The 15,744-nt window shown below is 72.9% G+C and carries 13 protein-coding genes; 6 read left to right on the top strand and 7 right to left on the bottom strand.

Features of this window, described 5'->3' with window-relative positions:
- Positions 1-25: 25 nt before the first annotated feature.
- Entirely contained in the window at positions 26-781 is a 756-nt protein-coding gene (locus tag ACFYYW_RS21045; RefSeq protein ID WP_387650742.1) for a MerR family transcriptional regulator, read from the bottom strand.
- Positions 782-813: 32 nt separating this feature from the next.
- On the opposite strand from ACFYYW_RS21045, the gene ACFYYW_RS21040 reads away from it, so the two are divergent.
- On the top strand, positions 814-1,620 hold the full coding sequence (locus ACFYYW_RS21040; RefSeq protein ID WP_387650741.1) for a MerR family transcriptional regulator: 807 nt from the start codon (positions 814-816) through the stop codon (positions 1,618-1,620).
- 9 nt (positions 1,621-1,629) lie between these two features.
- On the opposite strand, the gene ACFYYW_RS21035 is transcribed toward ACFYYW_RS21040, so the two are convergent.
- Positions 1,630-2,973 carry a hypothetical protein gene (locus ACFYYW_RS21035; protein WP_387650740.1) on the bottom strand — a complete coding sequence of 448 codons (1,344 nt, stop codon included), beginning with the start codon at positions 2,971-2,973 and terminating at the stop codon, positions 1,630-1,632.
- Positions 2,974-3,160: 187 nt separating this feature from the next.
- Between ACFYYW_RS21035 and ACFYYW_RS21030 the strand changes: the two genes are divergently transcribed.
- On the top strand, positions 3,161-4,615 hold the full coding sequence (locus ACFYYW_RS21030) for an alpha/beta hydrolase (RefSeq protein WP_387650738.1): 1,455 nt from the start codon (positions 3,161-3,163) through the stop codon (positions 4,613-4,615).
- A 288-nt stretch (positions 4,616-4,903) separates the two neighbouring features.
- The gene (locus ACFYYW_RS21025) at positions 4,904-6,394 is read left to right on the top strand and encodes an alpha/beta fold hydrolase (protein ID WP_387650737.1); all 1,491 of its coding nucleotides are present in this window, start codon (positions 4,904-4,906) and stop codon (positions 6,392-6,394) included.
- Between the two features lie 78 nt (positions 6,395-6,472).
- On the opposite strand, the gene ACFYYW_RS21020 is transcribed toward ACFYYW_RS21025, so the two are convergent.
- Positions 6,473-8,731, bottom strand: coding sequence for an ATP-binding cassette domain-containing protein (locus ACFYYW_RS21020; RefSeq protein WP_387650735.1), 2,259 nt, complete (start codon positions 8,729-8,731; stop codon positions 6,473-6,475).
- A gap of 47 nt (positions 8,732-8,778) precedes the next feature.
- On the opposite strand from ACFYYW_RS21020, the gene ACFYYW_RS21015 reads away from it, so the two are divergent.
- Positions 8,779-9,675: an alpha/beta fold hydrolase gene (locus ACFYYW_RS21015; RefSeq protein ID WP_387650734.1), complete on the top strand. Its 897-nt coding sequence runs from the start codon at positions 8,779-8,781 to the stop codon at positions 9,673-9,675.
- Here the strand turns inward: ACFYYW_RS21015 and ACFYYW_RS21010 are convergent.
- Together ACFYYW_RS21010 and ACFYYW_RS21005 are read right to left on the bottom strand one after the other, a co-directional pair.
- Positions 9,670-10,332, bottom strand: coding sequence for a response regulator transcription factor (locus tag ACFYYW_RS21010; protein ID WP_352328864.1), 663 nt, complete (start codon positions 10,330-10,332; stop codon positions 9,670-9,672). The two genes, ACFYYW_RS21015 and ACFYYW_RS21010, sit on opposite strands and share 6 nt — an antisense overlap.
- Before the next feature lie 43 nt (positions 10,333-10,375).
- A complete protein-coding gene (locus tag ACFYYW_RS21005) occupies positions 10,376-11,689 on the bottom strand; it encodes a sensor histidine kinase (protein ID WP_387650732.1) in 1,314 nt (437 codons plus the stop codon).
- A gap of 400 nt (positions 11,690-12,089) precedes the next feature.
- Between ACFYYW_RS21005 and ACFYYW_RS21000 the strand changes: the two genes are divergently transcribed.
- On the top strand, positions 12,090-13,376 hold the full coding sequence (locus ACFYYW_RS21000; protein ID WP_387650730.1) for an alpha/beta hydrolase family protein: 1,287 nt from the start codon (positions 12,090-12,092) through the stop codon (positions 13,374-13,376).
- A 77-nt stretch (positions 13,377-13,453) separates the two neighbouring features.
- Complete coding sequence (locus ACFYYW_RS20995) at positions 13,454-13,705, top strand: helix-turn-helix transcriptional regulator (RefSeq protein ID WP_352326035.1); 252 nt, start codon at positions 13,454-13,456, stop codon at positions 13,703-13,705.
- Positions 13,706-13,737: 32 nt separating this feature from the next.
- Here ACFYYW_RS20995 and ACFYYW_RS20990 read toward each other — a convergent pair whose 3' ends face one another.
- Positions 13,738-14,544, bottom strand: a complete 807-nt coding sequence (locus tag ACFYYW_RS20990) for a dienelactone hydrolase family protein (protein WP_387650728.1) — start codon at positions 14,542-14,544, stop codon at positions 13,738-13,740.
- Positions 14,545-14,615: 71 nt separating this feature from the next.
- Positions 14,616-15,665, bottom strand: a complete 1,050-nt coding sequence (locus ACFYYW_RS20985; protein ID WP_352326033.1) for a tyrosine-type recombinase/integrase — start codon at positions 15,663-15,665, stop codon at positions 14,616-14,618.
- Between the last annotated feature and the right edge of the window lie 79 nt (positions 15,666-15,744).

Genomic DNA, 15,744 nt, shown 5'->3' with positions numbered 1-15,744 from the left:
TCACTCCAAAAACCCTTCAACCACGTCAGAGGCGGCGGGCGTTGGCGTGGATGGCCTGGCGGTAGTACGCGGCCAGGCCGGGGGCGCGGTCGTCGTAGGCAGCGGTGAAGCGGGGGTCGGTGGCGTACAGGTCGCCGAGACCGCGGTGGAGTTCGGGCGTGCAGTCGTAGAACCAGCGGGTGATGTGGGCGCGGTGGCGTTCGGCGATGTCCATGACGTCGGGGTGGTCGGGGGCGAGCCCGCGGGTGCGGGCGGCGTGCATGTCGTCGTCGATGGCGGTGGCTTCGGCGGTGAGCTGGAGCCAGTCGGTCTTGGTGTAGGCGGCGGTGCGGCGGCGGCTTTCGGCGTGGGCGTCGGTGTGGCCCCAGCGGCGTTGGACTTCGGCTTGGTGGTCTTCGGGGGTGAAGTCGCCGAAGACGTCGAAGCGTTCTTCCGGGGTGAGGGGGAGGTGGTGGGTGTGGGCTTGGATGGCGCGTTCGACGTTGGTGATGACCTGGTGGAGGCGCTGGGCTTTGCGGGTGAGGAGTTCGTGTTGGCGGTGGAGGTGGGTGAGGTGGTCGGTGTGGGGGTGGTCGAGGATGTCGGTGATCTGTTCGAGGGGGAAGCCGAGTTCGCGGTAGAGGAGGATTTGCTGGAGGCGGAGGAGGTCGTCGTGGGTGTAGCGGCGGTAGCCGGCGGTGGTGCGTTGGCTGGGGGTGAGGAGGGCGATTTCGTCGTAGTGGTGGAGGGTTCGTACGGTGATGCCGGCCAGTTTGGCGACTCGGCCGATGGAGAGGGTCATGGGTCTGACGTTACGTGAGGGTTGGTGTGTTGGTGGATGAGGAGTTGCTGCCGATTGGGCAGTTTGCGCGGCTTGGTCGGTTGAGTGTGAAGCAGTTGCGGCATTACGACGAGCTCGGGTTGTTGCGTCCGGCGTATGTGGATGCGGTGACGGGTTACCGGTATTACCGGGCTGGTCAGGCGCGGGAGGCGTTGTCGATCGCGTTGTTGCGGTCGTTGGATGTGCCGTTGGCGGTGGTGGGGCAGGTGTTGTCGGGGGAGGTGGGGGCTTTGGAGTCGGTTCGGGTGTCGTTGGAGGTGGAGTTGGCGCGGCGGCGGCGGACGTTGGCGTCGTTGGAGCGGGTGCTGGCTTCGGGGTTGCCGGCGGCTGAGGTGTCTGTGGTGCGGGAGTGCGGGGTGCGGGCGGCGTTCGTGGGTGAGCGGGCGGCGGGGATGGAGGATGTGGGGCGGGCTACGTCTGCGGCGGTGGCGCGGTTGGTGGCGGGGTTGCCGGAGGGGTTCGGGCCCGTGCGGTTGGTGGGGTTGTTTCCGGTGGATGTGGGTGAGGTGGTGGACGTCCGGGTGGCGTTGTTGCTGGAGGACGGGGTGGAGGACGGGGTGGAGGTCGGTGGGGGGTTCGAGGTGGGGGTGTTGCCGGGTGGGGTGTTCGCGCGGGCGACGCATGTGGGGCCTTATGACCAGATCGCGTTGACGGTGCATGCGGTGCTGGCGTGGTGTGCTGAGCGGCGTCTGGTGGTGAGGGGTGCGGTGCGGGAGGTGTATGTGTCGGATCCGGGGTGTACGCCGCCTGGGGAGTTGGTGACGGATGTGCTGGTTCCGGTGGTGGACGGGGTTTCGTGAGGGGGGTGGTCAGGGGCAGCCGTTGGGGGGCTGGACGGCGACGACGATGTCGACGGTGGAGCCTGCGGTGGCGGTGTCGCCGGGTGGGGGGTTCTGGCTGACGATCTGGCCGAGGTGGTTGCACTGGCGGCTGTCGGGGGTGGTGGTCGTGGCGCCTGGGAGGAGGCCGACGGCCAGGAGTGGCCGGCTTGCCAGGATGCCGAGTGTTGCGGTGAGGTCGGGTACGACGACGGGTCCGGGTGCGGCGACGGCCAGGGGTGCGAGGCCGGCGCTGGCGGTGACGACGCCGTTGAGGCCGTTGACGGGGGTGGGGGTGAGGACGGCGGTGCCGGGGCCGGCGGTGCCGTTGCCGGCTTGGCCGTAGGTGTTGTCGCCCCAGTAGCGCAGGGTGCCGGTGGTGTCGATGGCCAGGCTTTCGCCGGTTCCGGCGCTGACGTGGGTGATGCCGGTGAGGGGGAGGTGGACGGGGGTGGGGTGGTCGGTGGTGGTGCCGTCGCCGAGTTGGCCGGTCCAGTTTCTGCCCCAGGTCCAGATGGTGCCGTCGGCGGCGCGGGCGAGGGTGTGGGCGATGCCTGCGGAGATGGTGGTGATGGCGGAGACGTGGCGGTCGACGCGGATGGGGGTGGGGTGGTCGGTGGTGGTGCCGTCGCCGAGTTCGCCGGAGGCGTTGGTTCCCCAGGCCCAGACGGAGCCGTCGTTGCGCAGGGCGGTGCCGAATTCGCCGGTGGCGGAGATCTGGGTGATGCCGTAGGGGGTTTTGACGCGGACGGGGGTGGTGCGCTGGGTGGTGGTGCCGTCGCCGAGCTGGCCGAAGCGGTTGAGTCCCCAGGCGTAGGCTTCGCCGTTGGCTTTGAGAGCGAGGGTGAAGCCGGTGCCGGCGGCGGCTTGGACGATGCCGGTGATGGGGGCTTTTTTGGGGGTGGTGGTGCGGGTGGTGGTGCCGTCGCCGAGCTCGCCGTAGTCGTTGCTGCCCCAGGCCCAGAGTGAGCCGTCGCGGCCGACGGCGAGGTTGTGGCCGGTGCCGCTGCTGATCTGCTTGATCGGGGGGAGGCCGGGTACGGGGCGGGGGATTTGCTGGGTTCCGTTGCCCCAGGTCCATACGGTGCCGTCGGTGTGCAGGGCGTAGCTTTCGAGGTAGACGCCGCTGGTCTGGGTGACGTCGTGGCCGCCGGTGGAGGCCATGGGGATGGGGTGGGTGACGGGGGTGTCGTTGGTGCCGTTGCCGACTTGGCCGAAGAAGTTGTATCCCCATGCGTGGACGATGGGTGCGGTGCCGGTCTGGGTGGTGGGTGTGGGCGGGGCGGTGGCCAGGAGGAGTGCGGCGGCGAGGGCGGCTGTGGTGGGTGGTGTCACGCTGGTCTCTTTTCGGTGGGTGGTCTTTGTGGGGTGGGCGTTCCATCCCGTTCCAGCAGTCCGGATGTTGGGTGTTTTGTCGGTTTCGTGATGAGGTCACGGGCGGTCGGTGACGAGGTCTCTGGTTCGGCGATCAACGACCCGGCAGAGTCGTGGACGTCCCCACCGGAACCCGAAAGGACCCCTGATGAGAACCCTTGCCCTGTTGTCCGCCTCCGCCCTGACGGCGACCCTCCTGGCGGCCCCGGCGCACGCCGCCGTCACCCGGTGGAGCTCCTGTCAGCCCGGCGAGGGCGTCGATCCCCGGCAGGAGTGCGCGACGATCGAGGTGCCGATGGACTACTCCGCCCCCGGCGGTCCGTCGGTCACGCTGGCGGTGTCCAGGATCGAGACGGCTCGTCCCGGCCTCCGCCGCGGCGTGTTGCTGATCATTCCGGGCGGTCCCGGCAGCCCGGGGGTGAACCGGCCGAGCACGTTGGTGAAGAAGCTGCCGAAGGAGGTGCTCGACCGGTTCGACATCGTCGGGTTCGACCCGCGTGGCGTGGGGAGGAGCTCGCCGGTCTCCTGCGGGCTCGCGCCCGCCGACCTGTCGCTGACGCGGCTGAAGCCCTATCCCGACGCCGACGGCGGGATCGCCGGGAACGCGGCCTGGTCGCGCCGGATCGCCGAGGCGTGCGCCCGCAACGGCGGGCCGCTGATCCGGCACATCAGCACCCGCAACCACGCCAGGGACATCGACCGGATCCGGGTGGCGCTCGGCGAGGACAAGATCTCCTACTGGGGCGTCTCCTACGGCACCTACGCGGGCGCCGTGCACGCCACGATGTTCCCCGGCACCACCGATCGGGTGATCCTCGACAGCAACGACGACCCCGATCCGCGCAAGGTGGCGCGTCAGTGGCTGGCCAACTACGCCGTCGGGGTGCAGGACGCCTTCCCCGACTTCGGCGCGTGGGCGGCCGCGCGCGACGGCGAGTACGGCCTGGGCGCCGACGTGGCGGCGGTGCGCCGGACGTTCCTGGAGCTGGCCGCCCGGCTGGACCGCGAGCCGCTCGCCTGGCCGGGGGCGGAGCCGGAGCAGCGGCTGAGCGGCAACCTGCTGCGGGAGACCCTGCTCAACGCGCTGTACTCGCGGGCCAATTACCCGATGCTGGCGGGGCTGTTGAAGGCCGCGCTGAGCGGCGCCGAGCTGCCCGCGCCCAACCAGCCGCCGCAGGCCGTCCTGCAGAACACCGCCGCGCACGCCGGCGCCACGATGTGCAACGACGTGGTGTGGCCGGGCTCGGTCGCCCGGCACGAGCAGCAGGTGCGGCGCAGCCGGGCCGCCTACCCGTTGACGGCGGGCATGCCGGTGAATCTCGGGCCGTGTGCGTCCTGGCCGTGGCGGCCCGCCGAGCCGGCCACGCGGATCGGTTCGCGCGGTCCGGCCAACGTCCTGCTGATCCAGAATCTGCGGGATCCGGCCACGCCCTACAGCGGGGCGCTGAAGATGCGTGAGGCGCTCGGGCAGCGGGCCCGGATGGTCGCCGTGGACTCCAGTGGTCACGGGGTGTATCTGGCCAACGGCAACGCCTGCGGCGATCGTGCCGTCACCGACTTCCTGGTGACGGGCCGCCTGCCCGCGCGTGACCTGAGCTGCTGACCTGAGCTGCCGGCCTGAGCTGCCGGCCTGAGCTGGCGGCTCGGCGGGGCGGTGCGGGTTGTGCCGCCCCCACACCCGCATTTGTCCAGATTCTGACGTATTGTCCACCAGTGCGGCCTTCGCCTGTTAGATTCCGAGTCGTGATCAAGGAGAGGCACGGCAGCGGCCCCGCCACGGGCCGCTGAGGCAGGACGAGGGATGCTCCACCGCCAGGCCAGGGGGCCCGATCATGCGCCGTGCGAGCAGCCCCGCCCGCCGATCGACGTGCCGATCGACGATAGGAGCAATGTGCTGAGAAGAACATCCCTGCTCGCCACCGCCCTCATGACGGTGGCGACGCTGTTAGCCGTCCCCATGGCGGGGACGGCCGGCGCGGCGGTGACCCGGCAGGACGTCACGGATGCCGTCGGCAAACGCGGCATCACCTGGGGGCCGTGCGAGGAGGAACCCACCGTCGAGTGCGGCACGCTGGCCGTGCCCGTCGACTGGTCCGAGCCCGACGGGCCGACCGTCGCCCTGGCGCTGGCCCGCCGCAAGGCCACCGCCCCGTCCGCGCGGATCGGCTCCCTGCTGAGCAACCCCGGCGGCCCCGGCAACTCCGGCGTGAACGACATCCTGCGCCCCTCCGGCTTCAGCCAGGACATCCAGCGGCGCTTCGACATCGTCGGCTACGACCCCCGCGGCGTGGCCCGCAGCCGCTCGGTGACCTGCTCGGCCTCGCTCTACAACCAGATGCCCTACCCGGTCATGACCAGCCAGGCCGACTACCTGACGTGGGTCGCCTTCGACAGGAGGCTGCGCGCCGACTGCCGCAAGCTCACCGGCCCGCTGTACGACCACCTCGACTCGGTCAACGTGGCCCGCGACATGGACGCCATCCGCGCCGCGCTGGGTGAGGACAAACTGACCTCCTACGGCGTCTCCTACGGCACGCTGGCCCAGCAGATGTACGCCGAGCTGTTCCCCAACCGGATCCGCGCCATGGTGCTGGACAGCAACATGGACCACAGCCTGGACGTCAAGGCGTTCCAGGTGAGCGAGGCGGCCACCGTCCAGGACAGCTTCGAGGAGTTCGTGGCCTGGTGCGGGCGCGACAGCGACTGCGTGCTGCGCGGGCGCGACATCCGGGCGTTGTGGAAGGGGCTGCTGGCCAAGGCGGGCAGCGGCCAGCTGCGGTGGCCGGGTGACGGCCGCCCGGTGAGCGCGCACAACCTGCAGTGGCTGGGCGTGGTGCTCAACGAGGCGCCCGCCTGGCGGCTGGAGGCCAAGGTGCTGCTCGCGCTGGCGGGCGGCCCGGTGCCGGAGGACATGCCGGGCCCTCCCGGCAACTGGCCGGTGAACGGCACGTACGCCGAACTGCCCACCGCGATCTTGTGCCAGGACTGGAACCTGTCGCTGCGGGGCTACGCCGAGTACGCCGAGGTGATGCGCGCCTCCAACGCGGTGGCGCCGGACATGCGCTACAACCCGATGCCGATGGGCGACATGCCGATCTGCCAGGGCCATCCGGTCAACAACCCCCAGCACCCGCTGCGGTACAAGGGCAGCACGCCGCTGCTGGTGGCCACCTCCAAGCACGACCCCGACACGCCGTACGCGTGGTCGGCCAACGTGGCCCGCCAGCTCGGCGCCAAGGCCACCCTGCTCACCTACGAGGGCTGGGGGCACGGCGTCTACGGCATGACCACGTGCACCACGGCCGCGATGGACAGCTACCTGATCTCGGGGGCCGTACCCGCCAAGGGCATCAGCTGCCCGGCGGAGGAACCCCAGGGCTGACACAGGGCTTCCACGGGGCTTAACAGGGCTGACCGTGCCGGCCCCCGGCACGGTCAGCCCTACCCCTCGCGCGGCCGGTCAGGCGAGCGCGGCGGCCAGATGCTCGGCGGTGCGGGAACCGGAGGCCGTCAGCAGGTCGGCGGGGTTGCCCTGGAACATCAGGCGGCCGCCGTGTCTGCCGCCGCCCGGCCCGAGATCGATGACCCAGTCGGCCCGTTTCACCACCTCGATGTGGTGTTCGACCACGATGACCGTGTTGCCGGCGTCGACGATGCGGTCGAGCAGGTCGATGAGGGTGGCGACGTCGGACAGGTGCAGGCCGGTGGTGGGCTCGTCCAGGACGTAGACGGCGCCCGTCTTGGTGAGCTCGCCGGCCAGCTTCATGCGCTGGCGTTCACCGCCCGACAACGTGGAGGTGGGCTGGCCCAGGGTGAGGTAGCCCAGGCCGACGTCTACCAGGCTGGTGACGCGGTCGCGGATGGCCGGCTCGGTGAAGAACGCGGCGGCCTGCTCGGCGGTCAGGGCCAGGACGTCGACGATGGTGTGGCCGCGCAGCCGGTGCCGCAGGACCTCGGGGTTGAAGCGGGTGCCGCCGCACATCTCGCACACGGCGGTGACCGGGTCCATGAAGGCCAGGTCGGTGTGGATGACGCCGCGGCCCTCGCAGGCCGGGCAGGCGCCGGTGGAGTTGGAGCTGAACAGGCCCGCCTCGGTGCCGGTGGCGCGGGCGAACAGCCGGCGGATCGGATCCAGGACGCCGATGAAGGAGGCCGGGCTGGAGCGGGCCGAGACGTTGACGGCGCCCTGGTCGACGATGACGGCGCCGGGGTGCTGGGCGGTGAACACCTCCCCGACGAGCGTCGACTTGCCCGACCCGGCCACACCGGTGACGCAGGTCAGGACGCCGGTGGGGATGTCGAGGGTGAGGTGGTCGAGGTTGTGCAGGGCGGCGTCGGTGATGGCCAGGTGGCCGGTGGGGCGCCGCACGGCGGTCTTGAGCGGGGTGCGGGCGCGCAGGTGGCGGCCGGTCAGGGTGCCCGAGCGGGCCAGCCCCTCGACGGACCCCTGGTAGACGACGGTGCCGCCGTGCGGGCCGGCGCCGGGCCCGAGGTCGATGACGTGGTCGGCGACGGCGATGACGTCGGGGTCGTGCTCGACCACCAGCACGGTGTTGCCCTTGTCACGCAGCGCCTGGAGCAGCGTGTTGAGCCGGCCGACGTCGGCGGGATGGAGGCCGGCGCTGGGCTCGTCGAAGACGTAGGTCATGCCGGTGAGGCTGGAGCCGAGATGGCGGACGGTCTTCAGACGCTGCGCCTCACCGCCGGACAGGGTGGTGGTCTCGCGGTCGAGGGTGAGGTAGCCCAGGCCGATCTGCTCGATGCGGCGCAGCGCGGCGGCCGCGGTGTCGGCGACGGGGTTGCCGAGCGCGGCCAGGACGGCGATGAGATCGGTGACCTCCATGGCGGCGTGGTCGGCGATGCTGTGCGGGCCGACCCTGGTGGCCAGCGCGGCCTGGTTGAGGCGGGCGCCCCGGCACTGGGGGCAGGTGCCCTCGGTGACGAAGGCCAGGACGGCCTGGCGGGTCTTGTCGCTCAGGCCCGACAGGTCACGTTTGAGGTAGAGGCGGGTGAAGCGGTCGGCGACGCCTTCGTAGTCGACCTTGTTCAGGGTGCCGTTCTTGCCGCGGACCTCGACGGTGAAGCCGCCGCCGTGCAGCAGCAGGTGGCGCTCCTGTTCGGTGTAGTCGGCGACGGGTTTGGCGGGGTCGAAGGTGCCGGAGCGGGCGTAGATCTGCCACTGCCAGGTGCCGACCCCGAACAGCGGGAAGCGGATGGCGCCGTCGTCGAGGGACCTGCCGGGGTCGAGCAGCGCGTCGAGGTCGAGGCGCACCGCCCGGCCGAGGCCGTCGCAGCCGGGGCACATGCCGTGGGGGTCGTTGAAGGAGTAGGCGTAGGAGTAGCCGGCGCTGGGGGTGCCGTAGCGGGAGAACAGCACGCGCAGGATCGGCAGGATGTCGGTCATGGTGCCGACGGTGGAGCGCGAGCTGCCGCCGACCGGCTTCTGGTCGACGACGATGGCGGCGCCGAGGTTGTCGATGGCCTCGGCCTCGGGTTTCTCGTGTTTGGGCAGCCGGTTGCGGACGAACCAGGAGTAGGTTTCGTTGAGCTGGCGCTGGGACTCCACGGCGACGGTGTCGAAGACGACCGACGACTTGCCCGAGCCCGACACGCCGGTGAAGACGACGAGCCGGTTCTTGGGGATGCGCAGGGACAGGTTCTTGAGGTTGTTCACGCGCGCGCCGGTGATGACGATGCTGTCGTCCATGCTGTCCTCCATGCGGTCACGCTAGCGACAGGCGCCGACAGTTTCGGGGAAGGGGCGAGGTGGCCGAGCAGACGGCGTCCGGGGTCGGGCCGGACCGGGTGGACCTGGTGTACGAGCGGCTGGGCGACCGGGCCGCGCCCCCCGTGTTGCTGATCATGGGAGCGGGCGGTCAGCTGATCAACTGGCCCGACGGGTTGTGCGCCGAACTGACCGGGCACGGCCTGCAACTGATCCGGTTCGACGGCCGAGACTGCGGGCGCTCCACCCACTTCGACGCCGCCGGCCTGCCGGACTTCGCCGCGGCGCTGGCCGGAGACCTGTCCTCGCTGGCGTACACGCTCACCGATCTGGTCGCCGACACCGTGGGGCTGCTGGACGTCCTGGGGCTGGACAGCGTCCACCTGGTGGGCGCGTCGCTGGGCGGCATGATCGCCCAGGCGGTCGCCGTCGCCCACCCCGGCCGGGTCAGGTCACTCACCTCGATCATGTCCACGCACGGCGACCGCATGACACCGCCGCCGCCGCTCCCCGGCGCCGCGCCCGCCGTCCCGGGGCCGCCGCCGACCACCCGCGAGCTGTACGTGGCGCGGATGGTGGCCGGGGCGAGCGCCGGCGGCGTGGCCGCCGACCTGGAGGCGGTGCGGGCCGTGGCCGGGCGGGCCTGGGACCGCGGCTGGTCGCTGGCCGGCATGTTGCGGCAGGCGGCCTCGGTGATCGGATCGGGCGACCGGCGGGAGGGGCTGGCCGGGCTGGCGGTGCCGGCGCTGGTGATCCACGGCGCGGCCGACGCCGTCGCCGACCCCGCCTGCGGGCGGGCCACGGCGCAGGCGATCCCGGGCGCGGAGTTCCTGCTGGTCGAAGGGATGGGACACGGGTTCCCGCCAGGGGTGTGGCGGCAGGTGAGCGCCCGGATCGCCGCGCTCGTCCACCGGGCCGAGCGACACGAACCGTCATGAGGACGGGCGGATCAGACCGCTCTCGTAGGCGAACACCACGACCTGGGCGCGGTGACGCAGCCCGAGCTTGAGCAGCACGCGGCTCAGGTGCGTCTTGACGGTGGCCTCGGCCAGATGCAGGGCGGCGGCGACCTCGGCGTTGGACAGGCCGCGTGCCACCTGGACGAGCACGTCGTGCTCGCGGGCGGTCAGCAGGTCCAGCAGCCGGTGCTGTTCACGGGGGCCGGGGGTGAGCTGGGGGGCGAACCTGTCCAGCAGGCGGCGGGTGACGCGCGGCGACAGCACGGCCTCCCCGGCGGCGACGTTGCGGATCGCGCCGAGCAGGTCGGCGGGCGGGGTGTTCTTGGGCAGGAACCCGGCCGCGCCGGCCTTCAGCCCGGCGAAGGCGTACTCGTCGAGGTCGAAGGTGGTCAGGATGAGCACCTTCGAAGCGGGACAGTCCCGGACGATCCGGCGGGTGGCCTCGATGCCGTCCAGACCGGGCATGCGGACGTCCATGAGCACGACGTCAGGGCGCAGCCGGCGGGCCAGCAGGGCGGCCTGCTCGCCGTCGGCTGCCTCGCCGACGACGTGCAGGTCGGGTTCGGCGTCCAGCACCATGCGGAAGGCCATGCGCAGCAGCGCCTCGTCGTCGGCGATCAGCAGCCGGACGGTCATGGCACCTCCGGGCCGGTCAGATGGGAGCCGGTCAGGTCGAGGCTCATGGCGCGTCCGGGCCGGTCGCGCGGGGGCCACTCCTGTGAGGGCCGGTCGTGTGAGAGCCGGCCAGGTGAGGGCTGGTCGTGTGAGGGCCGGTCAGGTCGAGGACGGCCGCGACGCGCCAGCCGCCGCCGGGTGCCGGGCCGGCGTGCAGGATGCCGTCGTAGGCGGAGACGCGTTCGCGCATCCCGGCCAGCCCCCGCCCGGCCAGCCCCCGCCCGGCCAGCCCCCGCCCGGCGGGCCGCGGGGGCGCCGGGCAGCCGCCGTCGTCGGTGATCTCGATGTCGGCCCGCCGCCGGGTCAGGCGTACCTGGACGTGCGCGCGGGCGCCGGGGGCGTGCCGCAGCGTGTTCGTCAGCGCCTCCTGAGCCAGCCGGTAGAGGGTGAGCTGCGCGGCGGCCGGGACGTCGGCGGGATCGCCGTCGACCCGCAGCCGGGTCGGCAGGCCGGCGGCACGCATCCGGTCAGCCAGCGGGCCGAGATCGGCGATACCGGGCGCCGGCTGCAACGGGGCGATGCCCAACTCCTGCCCCTGCCCGATGCCCTGCCCGGCGACCTGCCCGGCGCCCGGACCCATGGCTTGGTCGGCGCCTCCCTCAACGCCTCCCTCGGCGCGTCTGCCAGCGCCTCCCTCAGCGCCCTGGTCGGTGCTGAGGGAGCGGCGCATGTCGCGCAGCGCCTGGCGGCCGGTGTCGGCGATCTGCGCCATCGCGGCCACAGCCTGACCGGGCGCGCGGTCGTGGACATAGGCGGCGCTGTCGGCCAGCGCCACCATGACCGACAGGTTGTGGGTGACGATGTCGTGCATGTCGCGCGTCATACGGGCGCGTTCCTCGGCGACCGCCAGACGTGCCCGCTGGTCGCGGTCGCGTTCCAGCGAGGCGACGTAGGCCCGCCGGGTTCGCGCCCACAGGCCGGCGGCCAGCGCGGCGGCCGACATCGCGCTCAGCGCCGCCACCGTCAACGGCATCCGGCCCGGCGGCGCCCACCGCGCCGCGGCCGCCACCACCCCGGCCTCCAGCACGAACGCGGCGACCAGCGTCGCCCACCACGGGCGACGGGCCGCCACCGTGTAGAACGCGACCAGCAGCGCCGCGTCGGCCGGAAGCTGCACCCCCATGGCCCACTGCACGGCGGCCGCGCCGCTGATCGCGCACAGCACCAGCAGCGGGGCACGTCGCCGCCACACCAGCGGCGCCACCAGAGCGACCTGCAGCGCCAGCATCGCAGGACCACCCTCGGCCACCCGGCCCGGCCCCAGCGTGACCACGAAGATCACAGCGGCCAGCAGCGCGTCGGCAACCACAGGCGGCACCGAACCGATCACCGAACCGACCGTCGAGCCGACCGTCGGACGGATCTCTGAGCCGACCGTCGAGCCGATCCCCGGGCGGCCCCTCAAGCCCCGCACAAAGCCCCTCACCGAGCGAACCACTGGGCGGCCCGTCGAGCCGATCGTCCAGCCCATCCTCGAGCCGATCGTGGAGCCGATCCTCGAGCGGGGCGTCGCAGTCGGACGGGCGGCCGGAGTCATGCGCCCACCCTAAAGGCCGCGCCCCGGCGCCCCCCATCCTCCGCAAGGAGGAACATCCGGGCCCCTCATCCGAAAGTCGTACCCGCAGGTCAGCCCGTGGCCGCTGGTCCGCCCGCGAGCCCGCCTGCCAGCCTCGGACCACACCCCCCGCCTTCCCTTCCCGTTCGAGGAGAACACCGGCATGCCCGTGAAGACGTACGCGGCCCCTCTGGCCGTCGCCGCCCTGGCCCTCACGCCCGCCACCGTCCCCCTGCACGCGCAACAGCAGCAGGCACGGCAGGCGGTCATGGTCACCCTGCCCGCGCCCGGCGGCCCCCACCCGGTGGGAACCGTCGCCCTGCGCCTGGTCGACCGCTCCCGCCGCGACCCCCTGGTGCGGTCGAAGCCGTATCGCGAGCTGATGGTCAGCCTGTGGTACCCGGCCCAGAGCGGCACGCAGCCGCTCGCCCCCCACATGGCGCCCCTGGCCGCCGCCGACTGGGACCGCCGCTCCGCGCCGCCCATGGGCATCGCCAAGGGCGCCGTCGACTGGGCCGCCACCCGCACCGCCGCCCGCACCGGCGCGCCGGTCGAGCGCGGCGCGGGCCGGCTGCCCGTCGTGCTGTTCGGCTCCGGGGACGGCGGCCCGCGCACGCTGGGCACCACGCTCGTGCAGGACCTGGCCTCGCGCGGCTACCTGGTCGTCACCGTGGACCACACCTACGAGGCCGACCAGGTGGAGTTCCCCGGCGGGCGGGTCGTGCGCGCGCTGCCGCTGCCGGCCAAGCTCACCCCGCGCGTCATCGCGGCGCTGCTGGAGCGGCACGCGCGGGCGCGGCTGGCCGACATGCGGTTCGTGCTGGACCAGGTCACGGCCCTGGGGCAGGGACGGGCCATCCAGGGGCGGGCCGCCGGCGGGGAGATGCCCGCCGGGTTGCGCGGCGCGCCCGACCTGACGCGGGTGGGGGCGCTGGGGCAGTCGCTGGGCGGGTCGGTGGCGGCCCAGCTCGTGCACGACGACCCGCGGGTGGACGCCGGGGTCAACCTCGACGGCGGCTACGTCGGCCCGGTCGCCGCCACCGGCGTGGCCAGGCCGTTCCTGCAGCTGGCGGCCCAGACGCACACCCGGGACAACGAGCCGAGCTGGAAGTCGTTCTGGCGGGCCTCGACCGGGTGGAAGCGGGAGCTGCGGTTCAAGGGCGCCGCGCACGGCTCGTTCACCGACCTGCAGGCGCTGCTGCCGCAGATCGCCGCGGCGCTGCCCAAGGCACAGTCCGAGGCACAGGACGGCAAGCAGGACGGCAAGCAGGACGGCAAGCAGAGTGCCGTGCCGGTCGCCGACTTCGTCGGCACGATCGATCCACAACGGTCGGTGGCGGCCCAGCGCGCCTACGTCGGGGCGTTCTTCGACCTGCACCTGCGGGGCAAGCCCACCCGCCTGTTCCAGGAGCCCGACAGCCGTTTCCCCGAGGTGTCCCGCATCCCCTGACTCCCAGCCCGCTGGGAGGCCCACCCCGGGGCGATAACAATACCGGTATAAGTATCGTGCGGGTGTAGGGTGGGGGCATGGTGCGATCCCCGCTGACCCCCGAGGAGCGGCTGCGCGGCGAGCAGCTCGGCCACGTGCTGCGCCAGGCCCGAGGCGAGCGCAGCATCGTCGAGGTCGCCGCCGCGGCCGGCATGTCCGCCGAGACCCTCCGCAAGATCGAGACGGGGCGCATCGCCACGCCGGCGTTCTTCACCATCGCCTCACTGGCCGACGTCCTGGGCATCTCCCTCGACCGCCTGGCCGTCCGCGTCACCCCCGCCCGCACCTGACCCATCCGGGCCGCGATCAGCCCGGGCCGGGATCAGCCCGTACGGGAGCGGCGCACCTCCTCCAGCACGTCCTGGATGCGGCGCCAGGCGTCCTCGGCCGAGGCAGGGTGGAAGGTGTCACGCTCGTCGGCGGCGAACCCGTGGCTCGCGCCCGGATACACCACCGTCTCCAGCCGCTGCGCGATCGCCCGCTGCTGTGCGCCGTCGATGATCGGGTCGTCGGCGCCGAGCAGCACCACCAGCCGCCCCGGCGCCCGCGCGGCCCGCTCCAGCGTCGGCTCCGGCCGGCTCAGCGGCAGGTCGGTGCCCGTCAGCCAGCCCGGGTACAGCGCCACCGCCGCCGCCAGCCCCAGCTCCCCGGCCACCGAGCACACCACGTGCCCGCCCAGGCTGAACCCGACCGCCGCGGCGGGCCCGGCGCCCACGCGCCGCAGGTGCCCCACCGCGGCACGCGCGTCATCCAGCACCTGCTCCCGGCGCAGCAGCCAGGCCAGCTCCAGCCCCCGTTCCCGGCCGGCCGCATCGGCCGGCAACTCCACCACCCGCCCCGGCGGGCCACCCGTCACCGCGTCCGCGGCGACCGGCACCCCCGCCTCGACCCGAGGAGCCGCCGAAGGCGCGGGGGAGGGCCGCAGCTCGTGCCGGTGGTTGAAGTCCGGCACGACGGCCGCATGCCCCAGCCCGGCCAGCCGGTCGGCCATCCGCCGCGCGTACCCGCTCACCCCGAAGATCTCACCGGCGACCAGCACGCCCACGGGCCGCCGCACCCCCACGGGCAGGGCCGTGTAGGCCGCCATGCCCGCGATGTCCACCCATCCGGTGGTGATCTGTCCGTTCACGCCGCAGACTCAACCAGCTCCCGCCCGCCGCCGGCCAATCACGACCCCGATGGCCGCCATCACGACCCCGATCACCCCAGGTGGCCGGGGCTCTGTCGGGACGGCTTGTCCCGCAGCAGCGGGTGCGACCGCATCGCCACCTCCAGCTCCCCGGGCAGCTCGTCACGGTAACGCCCCAGCGTCGACAGGTCGCTGTGCCCCAGCACCCGCCGCACCGCGTCCATGTCGACCGCGTCGGCCAGCAGGTGCGTGGCCGTGGTGTGCCGCAACCCGTGCGGCGTCACCGAACGCCGCTGATCGGGATCGACGTGCCGCTGCACCCGGTCGATCACCGCCTGCACGTCGCCCCGCGCCAGGCGCCGCCCCCGCCACGACAGCAGCAGGGCCTTGCCGTCCTCGGCGCCGGCCACCTGGCCCCGCCCCCGCGCCAGGTAGGCCTGCAACACCTCGGCCACGTCGTCGGGCAGCGGCACGTCACGCGTACGGCCGCCCTTGCCGAAGATCCGCCAGTAGCGCACCCCGTCGTTGGTGTAGAAGTCCTCCACGTTGGCGCGCACCAGCTCCGACACCCGCGGCCCCACCGTCGACAACAGCAGCACGATCACCGCGTCGCGCAGCTGCATGCGCTGGTCGCGGCGCTTGCCCTCCTGCTCGGGCGCCTCCCGCAACTGCCGCGCCGCGCCGATCAGCCCCTGGGCCTGCTCCCGGGTCAGCGCCCGCCGCTCCGGACGCAGCCCGCCCCGCTGCTTGGCCGTCACCGTCGCCGCCGTCATCGGGTTGATCTGCACCCACCCGGCCAGCGTCGCGTGCTTGAACAACGCCGAGATCGACCGCCGGAACCGGGCCTGCGAGGACGGCGACTGCCCCGCCCCCGACCCGCCCGCCTGCCGCGCGTCGGGCTTGCGCGCGAACGCCAGCAAGATCGCATCGACGTCCTCGCCGGTCAGGTCGTCGAGCACCACGTCGGCGCCGGCCAGCGCCACCAGCGTGGCCACGTCACGCGCGTAGACCTCGGCCGTGGCCGGGGACAGCGCGCCCGTCGACGTCTTGGCCACCACCAGCTCCACGTAGCGGTCAGCCGCCTGTCCCACCGTCAACCTGTCCAGCTCCGCGGGCCGCACCGGCTCCCCTCCTCACATCTCGGCGACGCACCGAACACACCCGCCCGCAGACGATGCCGCCTGCGGGCGCGTGCCGCCT

This window comes from Nonomuraea sp. NPDC001831, assembly GCF_042892035.1.
Lineage (GTDB): Bacteria > Actinomycetota > Actinomycetes > Streptosporangiales > Streptosporangiaceae > Nonomuraea.
The sequence above is the reverse complement of the archived record's forward strand: the minus strand, read 5'-3'. Positions and strand labels throughout refer to the sequence as shown.